The sequence below is a fragment of the Streptomyces sp. NPDC059567 genome (genome assembly GCF_042735655.1).
GTDB lineage: Bacteria > Actinomycetota > Actinomycetes > Streptomycetales > Streptomycetaceae > Streptomyces.
In genome coordinates this window covers 6,323-19,081 of sequence record NZ_JBHWBS010000081.1, presented here as the reverse complement: position 1 = coordinate 19,081, position 12,759 = coordinate 6,323, and the positions used below count along the sequence as shown (strand labels likewise).

At 70.9% G+C, this 12,759-nt stretch carries 14 protein-coding genes and 1 tRNA gene; 12 read left to right on the top strand and 3 right to left on the bottom strand.

Annotated elements, in window-relative coordinates; genetic code table 11:
• The first annotated feature begins 59 nt into the window (after nucleotides 1-59).
• From ACFVZW_RS28080 to ACFVZW_RS28070, 3 genes are all read left to right on the top strand, one after another.
• The gene (locus ACFVZW_RS28080) at nucleotides 60-1,343 is read left to right on the top strand and encodes a glutamate-5-semialdehyde dehydrogenase (protein ID WP_384526796.1); all 1,284 of its coding nucleotides are present in this window, start codon (nucleotides 60-62) and stop codon (nucleotides 1,341-1,343) included.
• 113 nt (nucleotides 1,344-1,456) lie between these two features.
• On the top strand, nucleotides 1,457-2,056 hold the full coding sequence (locus tag ACFVZW_RS28075) for a hypothetical protein (protein ID WP_383554856.1): 600 nt from the start codon (nucleotides 1,457-1,459) through the stop codon (nucleotides 2,054-2,056).
• 99 nt (nucleotides 2,057-2,155) lie between these two features.
• Nucleotides 2,156-3,235, top strand: a complete 1,080-nt coding sequence (locus ACFVZW_RS28070; RefSeq protein WP_384526793.1) for a hypothetical protein — start codon at nucleotides 2,156-2,158, stop codon at nucleotides 3,233-3,235.
• Here ACFVZW_RS28070 and ACFVZW_RS28065 read toward each other — a convergent pair.
• Nucleotides 3,220-4,320 (bottom strand): M48 family metallopeptidase, encoded by a 1,101-nt coding sequence (locus tag ACFVZW_RS28065; RefSeq protein WP_384526790.1) that lies wholly within the window; start codon nucleotides 4,318-4,320, stop codon nucleotides 3,220-3,222. The genes ACFVZW_RS28070 and ACFVZW_RS28065 overlap by 16 nt on opposite strands.
• Nucleotides 4,321-4,547: 227 nt before the next feature.
• Between ACFVZW_RS28065 and ACFVZW_RS28060 the strand changes: the two genes are divergently transcribed.
• The 6 genes from ACFVZW_RS28060 to ACFVZW_RS28035 all read left to right on the top strand — a co-directional run bounded on the left by ACFVZW_RS28060 (nucleotide 4,548) and on the right by ACFVZW_RS28035 (nucleotide 8,413).
• The gene (locus tag ACFVZW_RS28060) at nucleotides 4,548-4,712 is read left to right on the top strand and encodes a hypothetical protein (RefSeq protein WP_329120641.1); all 165 of its coding nucleotides are present in this window, start codon (nucleotides 4,548-4,550) and stop codon (nucleotides 4,710-4,712) included.
• A gap of 52 nt (nucleotides 4,713-4,764) precedes the next feature.
• The gene (gene nadD, locus ACFVZW_RS28055) at nucleotides 4,765-5,385 is read left to right on the top strand and encodes a nicotinate-nucleotide adenylyltransferase (RefSeq protein ID WP_384526787.1); all 621 of its coding nucleotides are present in this window, start codon (nucleotides 4,765-4,767) and stop codon (nucleotides 5,383-5,385) included.
• A 19-nt stretch (nucleotides 5,386-5,404) separates the two neighbouring features.
• Complete coding sequence (locus ACFVZW_RS28050) at nucleotides 5,405-7,084, top strand: LCP family protein (RefSeq protein WP_384526784.1); 1,680 nt, start codon at nucleotides 5,405-5,407, stop codon at nucleotides 7,082-7,084.
• 80 nt (nucleotides 7,085-7,164) lie between these two features.
• Complete coding sequence (gene rsfS / locus ACFVZW_RS28045) at nucleotides 7,165-7,605, top strand: ribosome silencing factor (protein WP_383554842.1); 441 nt, start codon at nucleotides 7,165-7,167, stop codon at nucleotides 7,603-7,605.
• Nucleotides 7,602-8,255: a histidine phosphatase family protein gene (locus ACFVZW_RS28040; RefSeq protein ID WP_384526826.1), complete on the top strand. Its 654-nt coding sequence runs from the start codon at nucleotides 7,602-7,604 to the stop codon at nucleotides 8,253-8,255. Before rsfS ends, ACFVZW_RS28040 begins: the two co-directional genes overlap by 4 nt.
• Before the next feature lie 85 nt (nucleotides 8,256-8,340).
• Nucleotides 8,341-8,413 (top strand) — tRNA-Ala (locus tag ACFVZW_RS28035).
• A gap of 48 nt (nucleotides 8,414-8,461) precedes the next feature.
• Here ACFVZW_RS28035 and ACFVZW_RS28030 read toward each other — a convergent pair.
• Nucleotides 8,462-9,328, bottom strand: coding sequence for a helix-turn-helix transcriptional regulator (locus ACFVZW_RS28030; RefSeq protein WP_384526781.1), 867 nt, complete (start codon nucleotides 9,326-9,328; stop codon nucleotides 8,462-8,464).
• Nucleotides 9,329-9,430: 102 nt separating this feature from the next.
• Between ACFVZW_RS28030 and ACFVZW_RS28025 the strand changes: the two genes are divergently transcribed.
• From ACFVZW_RS28025 to ACFVZW_RS28015, 3 genes are all read left to right on the top strand, one after another.
• The gene (locus tag ACFVZW_RS28025; RefSeq protein ID WP_384526778.1) at nucleotides 9,431-10,864 is read left to right on the top strand and encodes an MFS transporter; all 1,434 of its coding nucleotides are present in this window, start codon (nucleotides 9,431-9,433) and stop codon (nucleotides 10,862-10,864) included.
• Between the two features lie 71 nt (nucleotides 10,865-10,935).
• Entirely contained in the window at nucleotides 10,936-11,127 is a 192-nt protein-coding gene (locus ACFVZW_RS28020) for a hypothetical protein (RefSeq protein ID WP_384526775.1), read from the top strand.
• 3 nt (nucleotides 11,128-11,130) lie between these two features.
• Entirely contained in the window at nucleotides 11,131-11,364 is a 234-nt protein-coding gene (locus ACFVZW_RS28015) for a hypothetical protein (protein ID WP_137989347.1), read from the top strand.
• Here the strand turns inward: ACFVZW_RS28015 and ACFVZW_RS28010 are convergent.
• The gene (locus tag ACFVZW_RS28010; RefSeq protein WP_384526771.1) at nucleotides 11,343-12,569 is read right to left on the bottom strand and encodes a glycosyltransferase 87 family protein; all 1,227 of its coding nucleotides are present in this window, start codon (nucleotides 12,567-12,569) and stop codon (nucleotides 11,343-11,345) included. The two genes, ACFVZW_RS28015 and ACFVZW_RS28010, sit on opposite strands and share 22 nt — an antisense overlap.
• Between the last annotated feature and the right edge of the window lie 190 nt (nucleotides 12,570-12,759).

The following is a 12,759-nucleotide window of genomic DNA, read 5'->3' as shown; positions in this document are numbered from 1 at the left end:
TGCGGGATACGTACGGGATACGTGCGGGATGTCCGCAGGGGTGCCAGTACCCTGCGGACATGACCTCGCTCACGCCCCTCGACAACCTGTCCCCGGTCACCCGGGCCGCCTACCAGGCCCGCGGGGCCGCCGCCGAAATCGCGCCACTTCCGCGCGCGGCGAAGGACGACGCCCTGCTCGCCATCGCGGACGCCCTGGAAGTCCGTGCCGCCGAGATCGTCGAGGCCAACGCCGAGGACGTCGCCCGCGCCCGCGAGGCCGGCACCAGCGAGTCGATCATCGACCGGCTCACCCTCACCCCGGAGCGGGTACGGGCGATCGCCGCCGACGTCCGTGACGTGGCCGCGCTTCCCGACCCGGTCGGCGAGGTCGTCCGCGGCTCGACCCTCCCGAACGGCATCGACCTGCGCCAGGTCCGCGTCCCGCTCGGCGTCGTCGGCATCATCTACGAGGCCCGGCCGAACGTGACCGTGGACGCGGCCGCCCTCTGCCTCAAGTCCGGCAACGCCGTCCTGCTGCGCGGCTCGTCCTCCGCGTACGCCTCCAACACGGCCCTGGTGAAGGTCCTGCGCGACGCCATCGGCGGCGCCGGCCTGCCCGCCGACGCCATCCAGCTCGTCCCCGGCGAGTCCCGCGAGTCGGTACGGGAGCTGATGCGCGCCCGCGGCCTGGTCGACGTCCTCATCCCGCGCGGCGGCGCCTCCCTCATCCGTACGGTCGTCGAGGCGTCCACGGTCCCGGTCATCGAGACCGGCACGGGCAACTGCCACGTCTACGTCGACGCCCAGGCCGACCTCGACATGGCCGTCGACATCCTGATCAACTCCAAGGCGCAGCGCCCCAGTGTCTGCAACGCCGCCGAGACCCTCCTCGTCCACAAGGACATCGCCGAGGCCTTCCTGCCCCGTGCGCTCGCCGCCCTCGCCGACGCCGGCGTCACCGTCCACGCCGACGAGCGGATCCTGGCCCACGCCGAGGGCTCCAAGGCCACCGTCGTCCCCGCGACCCCGGAGGACTGGGAGACCGAGTACCTCTCCTACGACATCGCCGCCGCCGTCGTCGACTCGCTCGACAAGGCCGTCGAGCACATCCGGCTCTGGTCCTCCGGCCACACCGAGGCGATCGTCACCACCTCGCAGGCTGCCGCCCGCCGCTTCACCCAGCTGGTCGACTCCACGACGGTCGCCGTCAACGCGTCCACCCGCTTCACCGACGGTGGCCAGTTCGGCTTCGGCGCCGAGATCGGCATCTCGACGCAGAAACTGCACGCTCGCGGGCCCATGGGCCTGCCCGAGCTGACCTCCACGAAGTACATCGTCACCGGCGACGGTCACACGCGGTAAGCCCCGATTCCCCCGTTCGGTCCCGCTCCCGCGGGGCCCCGGGGGAGCCGGGCGGGCAGGGATAGTTCGCACTCTCCCTGCCCAAAACCACCTCCCAGGTCTACTCTGAATCCGTGCCGGACGACGTGGGGGGCAAGCCGTTCCCGGACGGCTGGGAGCCTGACGACGACCGCGGGGGCGCGGACGAGGACTTCGCCACCGTGGTGTTCGACGAGGACTTCGTACGGGCAGCCGAGGTCCATGAGCCGACCGCCGTAGAGCGACTGCTGGCGGCCGCGCAGGCCCGCGCGGAGGCGGAGGCCGCCCGCGCCAGGGCCGGCGGGGGACCGGGCGACGACGAGCTCTACGAGGACGGCTACGACCCCTCGGACCCCTTCAGCAGCCCCTACGCCGACGGCTACGACCCGTATGACCCCGACGACGACTCCGGGCCGTACGGACGCCACGGCGGCGCCCTGCGTCCCTATCGGGGCAGCGCCCGCTGGCACCGGCCGGTCGCCTGGGTGCTCGCCCTCGTGATGGGTGTCGGCATGGTCGCCCTCGCCTTCACCGCGGTCTACCGGGGCGCCTCCGCCAACCGTCAGGACCAGGTCCCGGCCCCCGCCACCACCGGCATCGACAAGCCGCGGGCCGTCCCTCCCGCGGTCACCGCGCCCTCGGCCTCCGCCGAGTACTCCGCGCCCCCCGTCTCCGCCGTTCCACGCACTCCCTGAGCCCTCCGGCCCCGGAGGGAGCGCCATGCGTCGGAAATCTTCCGAACTTGTCGTGTACCTGGGCGTTTACCAGGGCTTCCGCAGACCTACTCTGAAGGTATGGCAGGGCGTGGCGACCCGCCTGAGGGGCCGGCACCCGACCCCGGCGGTGGTGAGGACGAGTACCGATCCGTCGTCTTCGACGAGTCGTTCGTCCGTGCTGCCCGGCTCCAGGAGTTCTCCGCCGAGGAGCGGATGGGGGAGCACTCCCAGGCCGTGCGCTCCCGCTCCGCCTGGGAGCCCAGAAGCGGCTCCCGCCAGGCCGTGATGCTGGTGCTGCTGATCCTCCTGGCCTTCGGAACGGCCATCTATCTCGGCGTCCGCAACCCCTACCAGCCCCCGCTGGACCAGCGCGCCGAACCGCTGCGGATCACCCTGGTCCCGCTGGCCCCGCAGGGCCGGGTGGCCGGCGGTCAGCCCGCCCAGCTGTTCGCCCACAGCCCCGCCGCCGAGTACCGCACCGGAGCCGCCGGCATCAACTTCCCGGTCGCCGGACGCACCACCCATTTCTCGGAGAGCCAGGTGGTGACCGCCCTGACGATCGCCAAGGACTACCTCGTGGCCTCCTCCCTGGAGCCCGATGTGCTGGCCGGTGTGACGGCCCGCCCGGCCCGGCTGCTGCTCGATCCCGACCAGTTGGCGCAGTTCGACCAGAGCGTCGAGGCCTCGCTCGACGACGGTCGCCACGCGGTGTCCGGCTGGCTGGTGCGGTTCGACCCGGCCAAGGTGGTCCTGGCCGACCCCGGCATCCGGGTCCAGGGCACCCTCCGCTTCGCGGAGACGGGCACCGACATGCTGGAGGTGACGGCCGACCACACGTTCACCTACGCCCTGCGCCCCGCGGCCTCGGGCGCCGGGCCGGTGGGCCAGGCATCGCTCTTCACCGTCCACCGCGAGACGCACTTCCGCTTCGACCGCGAGGACCTGCGGATGCACCGCGCCGAACTGCTGACCAGCACCGTCCAGGCAGGCCCACAGGCCTGCGGCGCCGACACCAGCGGCTCCCTCCGCCCGCTCCTGGCCGGCGAGCGGATCTCGGCCTCCGGCGACCCGGCGGTCACCGACCCGTACGCCACGGGCCGGCCCGCCGCCTCCTCGCTCTGCGGAACCCTGGACCCGAGCGCTCAGCCCTCGCTCTGAGCGGTGCCGTCGGCAGCCGCGCCGCCGGCGTCGCCCCGCGGGGCCCCGCCGCCGAACCGGTCCCGCAGCTTCCCGCTCAGGTCGCCCGCGAGATCGCCCGCGCCACCGGCTATGTCACCGACGAGCTTCATCAGCGGATCCTTGCTGGTGCGCACCGATTCGGCGTAATGCCCGGCGGATTCCCGGAAGGAGTCGGTCACCGAGGTGTCCTTGTCCTCCGACCGCCGCGGGTAGTGCCCGTCCATGATCCGCTGGTAGTCGCGGGTCTCGGACCACTTCTTCAGCTCGGCCGCCCGGACGGTGGTGAAGGGGTGCGAACGCGGGAGTACGTTGAGGATCTTCAGGACGGAGTCCCGCAGGTCGCCGCCCTTCTCGTACTCGTCGGCCTGCGCGAGGAACGCGTCCACGTTCATCTCGTGCAGATGGTTGCCGCCGGCGATCTTCATCAGACCGCGCATCGACGCCTGGAGGTCCTGGCCGACGAGGAGCCCCGCACGGTCCGCAGAGAGCTCGGACTTGCGGAACCACTCCCGCAGCGCCGTCACGATCGCCATGATCGCGACGTTGCCCAGCGGGATCCAGGCGATCTTCAGCGCCAGGTTGGTGAGGAACAACAGGATCGTGCGGTACACGGAGTGACCCGAGAGGGCGTGGCCCACCTCGTGGCCGACGACCGCCCGCATCTCCTCCTCGTCGAGCAGCTCCACGAGGCCGGTGGTGACCACGATGATCGGCTCGTCCAGGCCGATGCACATCGCGTTCGGCTTCGGGTCCTGGGTGACGTACATCGGCGGGACCTTCTCCAGGTCCAGGATGTAACACGCGTCCCTCAGCATGTCGTTGAGGTGCGTGAACTGCGCGTCGCTCACCCGCACGGAGTCGGAGAGGAACAGCAGTCGAAGACTGCGCTCGGGCAACAGCCCGCTGAGCGCCTTGAAGACCGTGTCGAAGCCGGTGAGCTTGCGCAGCGCGACGAGCGCGGAGCGGTCGGCCGGATGCTCGTAGGCCCGTGAGGAAATGCCGGGGAAGCGCTTGCGCTGCCTGCTCGGCACGTTCCCGCCGCCGTTGTCGGTCTTCTCGGTCATGGATGCCCCCTGTTCGTACGAGACCTTGCTCGTCCCCCTGACGAATCCCAGACTAGGTGCTGGGGCCCACCGGGCGCCGGAGCCTGTGGATAACTCGGGCACAGCGGACAACCGCGGAGTACGACCGCCCTGACAACGACTGAGTCGGCGTGAGCGTGCCCGGACCGCCCGCATACGATGTGCGCGAAGTCTCCGCTCCCATCCCCGATCGATAGGTCCTGCTGACGATGAGCCTCCACAGCACCGCCGCCAACCTGGTCTCGCTCGCCGAGGGTGCCGCCGAGCACGGTGGCAACCACGACAGCCTCAACCCGTACCTCACCGGTTTCGGCGCGCTCGGTGCGCTGCTTCTGCTGCTGTGGATCACCACCCGCTTCAACCGCGACCGCTGAGCCGGCGACCGCGGATCGGACGTTCGAAGCGGTGCCAGTAGGCTCTGCACGCATGGGAGAGCAGGAAGTGCCTACTGGCGGCCGCGGCAAGCGCCGACTCGGCGTGATGGGCGGAACGTTCGACCCGATCCACCACGGACACCTGGTGGCCGCCAGTGAGGTGGCCGCCCTGTTCCACCTCGACGAGGTGGTGTTCGTGCCGACCGGGCAGCCGTGGCAGAAGAGCCACAAGGCCGTATCGGCGGCCGAGGACCGGTATCTGATGACGGTCATCGCCACCGCGTCCAACCCGCAGTTCTCGGTCAGTCGTATCGACATCGACCGCGGCGGGGCGACGTACACCATCGACACCCTGCGGGACCTGCGCTCCCTCAACAGCGACGCGGACCTCTTCTTCATCACCGGGGCCGACGCGCTGTCGCAGATCCTCACGTGGCGCGACGCGGAGGAGCTCTTCTCGCTCGCCCACTTCATCGGCGTCACCCGACCGGGCCATGACCTCACGGACGATGGACTGCCCAAGGGCGGGGTCTCGCTCGTCGAGGTTCCCGCGCTGGCGATCTCCTCCACCGACTGCCGGGCTAGGGTCGCGCAGGGCGACCCCGTCTGGTACCTGGTGCCGGACGGCGTGGTGCGCTACATCGACAAGCGCCAGTTGTACCGCGGCGAGTGAGCCTCGGAGAGGGGCACCGGTGAACGAACAGAACCCGTACGACCCGTACTACCCGCAGCCGCAGATCATCGGCTACGACGAGTACGGGCAGCCGGTGTACCAGCAGGTCCCACCGCAGGCACAGCAGCCGTACGACCCGTACGCGCAGCACCAGCAGCAGCACGCCCAGCAGCCGGTGCAGCAGCAGCCCGTCCAGCAGCAGGGCTACGGCTACGACGCCTACGGGCAGCCGGTCCAGCAGCCGCAGCAGCCTCAGTACGACCCGTACGGGCAGCAGCGCGGATACGACCCGTACGCCTCGTACGACACCGGGCAGCAGTGGGCCGTGCAGGGCGAAGCGGCCCCCGCCCCCGCGGCCCCGCCGCGCGCCCCGGTGGCCGCTCCCGCGGGCGTGCCCGGGCAGCGCCCCGCGCTGGACGACAGCGGCGACGACCGGGCCTACCGCACCGAGCAGTTCTCGTTCATCGAGGAGCCCGACGAGGACTCCGAAGACGTCATCGACTGGCTGAAGTTCACCGAGAGCCGCTCCGAGCGGCGCGAGGAGGCCAGGCGGCGCGGCCGCAACCGGGTCGTCGCCCTGGTCGTGGCCCTGGTCGTCGCCGCCGTCGGCGGCGTCGGCTACCTCTGGTACGCGGGCAAGCTCCCCGGCCTGTCCGGCGAGGAGCAGAAGCAGAACATCGCGACCGGACCGCAGAAGCGGGACACGATCGTCGTCCACCTCCACGACACCAAGGGCGGCGGCACCAGCACCGCCCTGCTCGTGGACAACACCACGACCAAGCAGGGCACCACCGTCCTGCTGCCCAACGCGCTCTCCGTCGCCAACGACGAGGGCTCCGCGACCACCCTCGCCAAGTCCGTCGAGGACGACGGCTCCACCGGCACCCGCGAAGCCATCGGCAACCTCCTCGGCACGAAGATCACCGGTACATGGCGGCTCGACACCCCGTACCTGGAGAACCTGGTCGAGCTGGTCAGCAACATCGACATCACCACCGACACCGAGGTGCCCAGCGACAAGAAGGGCGAGGCCCCGCTCGTCGCCAAGGGCGAGAACCAGACGCTCAACGGCCGAGCGGCCGTCGCGTACGCGACCTACCGCGGGCCCGGCGAGGCCGAGGCCAAGCAGCTCCAGCGCTTCGGCCAGGTCGTCTACGGGGTGCTGCGGAAGATGTCCGACGACCCCAAGGCCGCCACGGTCACCGTCGAGACCCTCGCCCAGATCCTCGACCCCTCCCTGCCGGAGAAGGACCTCGGAGCCTCGCTCGCCAAGCTGGCCGAGCACGCCAAGGGCGGCGACTACAAGACGGCGGTGCTCCCGGTGGAGCAGGACGGCTCGCTGGGCCAGGGCGCGGCCGACAGTGTGGTCAAGGACATCCTCGGCGGCAAGGTCAGCGCGCCCGACCAGGGCAGCGCGGTCCGTGTCGCGATCCGGGACGCCACCGGCAAGGACGCGACCGAGGCCGCCAGGGTCGTCCTGATCAACGGAGGCTTCGCCTTCGTGGGCGGCGCCAAGGCGGAGACCGAGGAGAAGTCGCAGGTCCTCTACGGTGACGACGCCCAGAAGGCGACGGCCGGCGAGGTGGCCAAGACCCTCGGCCTGCCGGAGGGCGCGGTCAAGAAGGGCGAGACCGCCGGGAACGGCGCCGTCACGGTGGTCCTGGGACAGGATTACAAGATCCCCGGGAGCAAGCGGTGACCTGCTCGTAATGGTTTGCGGGGCGGTCGGCGGTACGTGAGACCCTTGATGTGTCTCTGACCGCCGACGAAAGCCTGCTTGTGACCGCCACGGATCGCTCCATCGAGCTCGTCAACGCCGCCGCCCAGGCGGCGGCCGACCGGCTCGCGCACGACATCATCGCGTACGACGTCAGCGATGTGCTGTCGATCACCGACGCCTTCCTGCTCGCCTCCGCACCCAACGACCGCCAGGTCAAGTCGATCGTCGACGAGATCGAGGAGCGGCTCAACAAGGAGCTCGGCGCCAAGCCGGTGCGCCGTGAGGGAGACCGCGACGCCCGCTGGATCCTCCTGGACTACGTCGACATCGTCGTCCACGTCCAGCACAGTGAGGAGCGGGTCTTCTACGCCCTGGAGCGGCTCTGGAAGGACTGCCCCGAGCTGCCGCTGCCCGAGGACGCCCTGAAGACCCGCGGCAAGGCCGCCGAGCACGCCGCGCTGACGGGTGCCGCCGACGAGACGGACGGTGAGCTGAGCTGAGCACCACCAAGGGCGGCAGCGGCCGCCGTATCGTCCTGTGGCGTCACGGTCAGACCTCGTGGAACCTGGAGCGCCGTTTCCAGGGCTCCACGGACATCGAGCTGACCGAGACCGGCGTGGCCCAGGCCCGCCGGTCCGCCCGGCTGCTGGCCTCGCTGAAGCCGGACGCGATCATCGCCTCGGACCTGAAGCGGGCCGCGGCCACCGCCGGCGAGCTCGCCGCGCTCACCGGCCACCCCGTCGCGTACGACTCCGCCCTGCGCGAGACGTACGCGGGGGAGTGGCAGGGGCTGACCCACGACGAGATCGTCGCGAGCTACGGCGAGCAGTACGCCGCCTGGAAGCGCGGCGAGCCCGTGCGCAGGGGCGGCGGCGAACTGGAGACCGAGGTCGCCGACCGGGCCGCCCCGGTGGTCCTGGAGCACGCCGACAAGTTGCCCGAGGACGGCACGCTGGTCGTGGTGAGCCACGGCGGCACGATCCGCACCACCATCGGCCGGCTGCTCGGCATGGAGGCGCACCACTGGGAGAGCCTCGGCGGGCTCTCCAACTGCTGCTGGTCCGTCCTCGGCGAGGGCGCGCGCGGCTGGCGGCTCCTGGAGCACAACGCCGGCACGCTGCCCGAGCCGGTCCTCGGCGACGACGACTGAGTCGCCCGCAGACCCGGATTTCACTTTCCGGCAGGTCACAGGCTAGAGTTCTTCTTGTTCGCAGCGCGGAGCGCAGAGAACACGAGGGGCTATAGCTCAGTTGGTAGAGCGCCTGCATGGCATGCAGGAGGTCAGGAGTTCAATTCTCCTTAGCTCCACAGTCACCGAATCCCGTCCCCACCAGGGGGCGGGATTCGTCGTTTCCGTCACTGCCAGTCGTCCACCGCCTCGGCATGCAGCGTCGCCATCGCGCGGCCGCTCTCCTCGTCGTTCGGCGTGTAGGCCACGATCCGGCACTCCGGCATCCCGTTGATGGAGAGCGACAGCGACGTCATCCGCAGCTCTCCCACGGTGTCGTGACGGAAGGTCTTGATCTGGCTTCCCGGCGGTACGACGTCGCCACTGCGCCAGAGCCGGGCGAAGTCGGGGCTGGCCTCCGAGAGCCGCCGCACGAACGACTCCCAGACCGGCTCGCCCACGTGCCTGCCGTACGCGCCGCGCATCTGGGCGACCATCAGCGGAAGCTCCCGCCCCTTGTCGACGAGCGGACAGCGGTCCTCGTCCATCGTGAAGAGCGTCCACAGCACGTTCCGGAACCCGAAGGGAGTGTGCTCCGGATCCGAGAACAGCGTCCGGTACATCGAGTTGGTCGCCAGCACGTCGTACCGGCTGTTGTAGACCACCGCCGGACGCGGGACCAGGGCGTCCAGGATCCCCTGGAGCTCGGGGCCGACCGTCTCGACGGCCTCGGCGCCCCGGTCGGGCGCGAACGGCACCTCCGCCAGGTGGTACAGGTGCTCGCGCTCGGGCCGATCGAGCCGCAGCGTACGGGCGACCGCGTCGAGCACCTGGGCGGAGGCGTTGATCGGGCGGCCCTGCTCCAGCCAGGTGTACCAGGTGACGCCGACGCCGGAGAGCTGGGCCACCTCCTCGCGGCGCAGCCCGGGCGTACGGCGGCGCAGGCCGGGCGGCATACCCACGTCCTCCGGAGTCACCCGCGCCCGGCGGCTGCGCAGGAACGCCGCCAGCTCCGGTCGGCGGCGCCGCTGTGTCGGTGCTGCCAAAGTCGTCACACCCCCATGGTCGAGTCCCCGTGCCGCCGCTGCCAGGTGCTGTCAGTACCAGCATCGGCGGGCTCTCGTTACCCGTATCGAATCCTCGTCACGCTGCCTCGTATGACGACGACCACAACACGGCCCGTACTCAGTAAAGACGGTGGCACCGACAACCGGCCCCGGGCGCTGCTCGGGGTGGTGCTCGCGGCCCAGTTCATGGCACTGCTCGACGTCTTCATCGTCAACGTCGCCGCCCCCACCATCCGCACCGAACTGTCCGCCTCCGGGGCGGGACTTCAGCTCGTCATCGCCGGATACACCATCGCCTACGCGGTCCTGCTGATCACCGGCGCGCGACTCGGCGACCGGCTCGGGCACCGACGGACGTACCTCCTCGGACTCGCCGTCTTCACCGCGGCCTCGCTCGCCTGCGGACTGGCCGCGGGAACCGGTCAGCTGATCGCCTTCCGGCTCGTCCAGGGCGCCGGGGCGGCCCTGATGATCCCTCAGGTGCTCAGCCTCATCCAGCGGAACTTCACCGGTGAGGGCCGCGTCCGCGCCCTCGGCGCGTACTCCGCGGTGCTCGCCACCGGCGCCGCGGCCGGCCAGGTCGTCGGCGGCATCCTCGTCAGCGCCGACCTGTTCGGCAGCAGCTGGCGGCCGGTCTTCCTCGTCAACGTGCCCATCGGACTCGCCCTGCTGGCCCTGGGCGCCCGGGTCCTGCCGCGTGACGCGCACACCGAGCCCGAAAGCGCCCGCTCCCTCGACCTGCCCGGGCTCGTCCTGCTCGCCGCCGCCGTCTCGCTGCTCACGGTCCCCCTGGTCCTCGGGCAGGAGCAGGACTGGCCGCTGTGGGCCTGGATCTCGCTCGCGTGCTCCGCGGCGGTCCTCGCGGCCTTCGGCGCGTTCGAGACCCGGCTCGCGCGCCGGGGCGGCGCGCCGCTCATCGCCCCGCGCGTGCTGCGCATCCCGGGCATCGGACGGGCCGCGTTCGAGATCGCCGTGGCGATGGCCGTCAACGCCGGATTCCTCTTCACCATCACCCTGCATCTGCAGGGAGGGCTCGGACACAGCGCCCTGCGCGCCGGGCTGACCCTCGCGCCGGCCGCCGCGGCCTTCGGCGTGGTCGGCCTGACCTGGCGGCGCTGGCCCGCCCGCCTGCAGGGCATCCTGATCCCCGGCGGCTTCCTGCTGGCCGCCGTCGCCTCGTTGGCCATGGGCGGCCTCCTCAGGGGCGGCGACGCGGGCGGCTGGGGGCTCTACCCGGCACTCGCCGCCATGGGCGCGGGGCTCGCGCTGGCCTTCAGCCCGGCCCTGACCGGCGCGCTGGCCCGCGTACGACCCGAGGAGACCGCCGACGCCAGTGGGCTGCTCGCCACCGTCACCCAGCTCGGCCAGCTGATCGGTGTCGCGAGCTTCGGCACACTCTTCCTCGCTCGGCTGCATACGCCGGGGGCGCATGACTCCGCCGACGCGCTCGTGGCGTGCGCACTCGCCCTGGCCGCCGCATCGATCTTGGGCGCGTCGGCCGCCCTGGTGCACCGAGCTCGCTGACCCCCTTGCGGGGCCATGGCAGAATCGGACGGCCGGAGGGGTACGAGGGTCCGGACGGGAGGGAGTGTGCGATGGCCGCGAGCGGTGCCGAGGGTGCCGAGACCGATGCCGTCGCCGAGCCCGTCGAGGACCGCGCCGCGGTCCAGGGGACCGGAGCGGCGTTCGACTGCCCCTCGTGCGGTTCAGCCTGGGTGGTCCAAGTGCTCGGCGACAACGGCGGAGTGTCCTTTGTGTGCACGTCCTGCGGCCACAGCTGGAGCTGATTGATGGGTGCACACAGGCGGAAGTGCGACTGGTGCGGCAGCGGTACGCCCATTGTCCGGGACATGGACCCGGTCAACACGGAGTACCAGTACTGGTGCGAGGAGTGCGCGAGGGCGCTGATCATAAAGGGCGACCCGATCGAGACCTACCGCGAACTCGAGGGTGAGCCGATCTACGGACGACTGCTCGACGAGCACTGCACCCTCAAGCGCTTCTACTCCTTCGCCACGGCCTGACGCCACCGGCTGAGGCCGTACCCCAGGAACAGGGCGGTCGCGGTCAGCGGATAGATCGCCGAGAGCAGCATCTGACCCGCGTTCTGGTCGAGTTCCGGACGCCCCGGGTCGTGTGGTATCCACCACAGCGCGAACGACGCGAAGGCCAGTGCCACCGCCGGCACCGCCCACCCGGGCCGCACGCGGTCGCGGCGGTCCACGAGCAGGACGAGCAGCGGAACGCACCACACCCAGTGGTGGGACCAGGAGATCGGGCTGATCATCAGCGCCGTCACCGCACAGACGATCACGGCCAGGGCCTTGTCCCCGCGCAGCGCGGCCCGCACCGCGAGGACCATGGCCGCACCACCGAGCACGGCCGCGACCAACGCCCACCACATGCCCGGGTCGTCGGTGTGCATCAGCCGCGCGAGCACCCCGCGCAGCGACTGGTTGGCGGTCTCCTCCGCGAAGCCGACCCGGCCCGTCTCGAAGAGCGTCCCGGTCCAGAAGCGCTTGGAGTCGTACGGCAGGATCAGCGCGCTCATCAGGGTCGCCCCGAGGAACACCGCGGTCGCCGTGGCCGCCGTGCGCAGCCACTGGTTCCAGCCCTTCTCGCGGCGCCACAGGAGCACGCCGGCGACCAGGAGAAACACGACGAACAGGCCGGGTGTGAGCTTCACCGCAGTCGCCAGACCGATGCCGAGGCCCGCCCAGCGGTTGCCCTCGCGGCGTGTGAAGTCCCACAGCACCGCCACCGCGACGAGCAGATTGATCTGCCCGTACCGCAGCGTCGTCCACACCGGCTCGCACCAGACCACGACCGCCGCCACCAGGAACGTGGCCTGCCAGAGCCGCTCCCGCGAGAGGGACGGGCGGACGAGCTGGAGGGAGAGCTGGACCAGCGCGACCACGAGGAGCAGGTTCCCGGCCGTCGCCAGCGTCCGCATCAGCGGAACGCCGACGAAGGTCAGGGGAACGAACAGCAGCCCCGCGAAGGGCGGGTAGGTCATGGCGAGGTTCGCCGAGGTGGCGCGCATCGCGTAGAGGTCGCCGCCGGCCCGGACGGTCTCCCCCTCCGCCCGGTAGACCATCACGTCGAGCATGTTCACGTGGGCGACCCGTTGGGCCACCCAGAAGGCTATGAACGACACGAGGCAGGCTGCCGCGGCAGTGGCGAGGGGCCACCGGCGGGCGCGGGTTCTGACGAGCACGGACACGGTCACAGAGGGGGACCCTACCGGGCACCCTCGGACCGTCGGGGAAATCGATTTGGTGATCCCCAGGGGGGCCGGTTAATGTTCTGTCTGTCGCCGCGGGGGAAACCCGGAACGGGGCGGACAGCAAGGGGCTATAGCTCAGTTGGTAGAGCGCCTGCATGGCATGCAGGAGGTCAGGAGTTCAATTCTCCTTAGC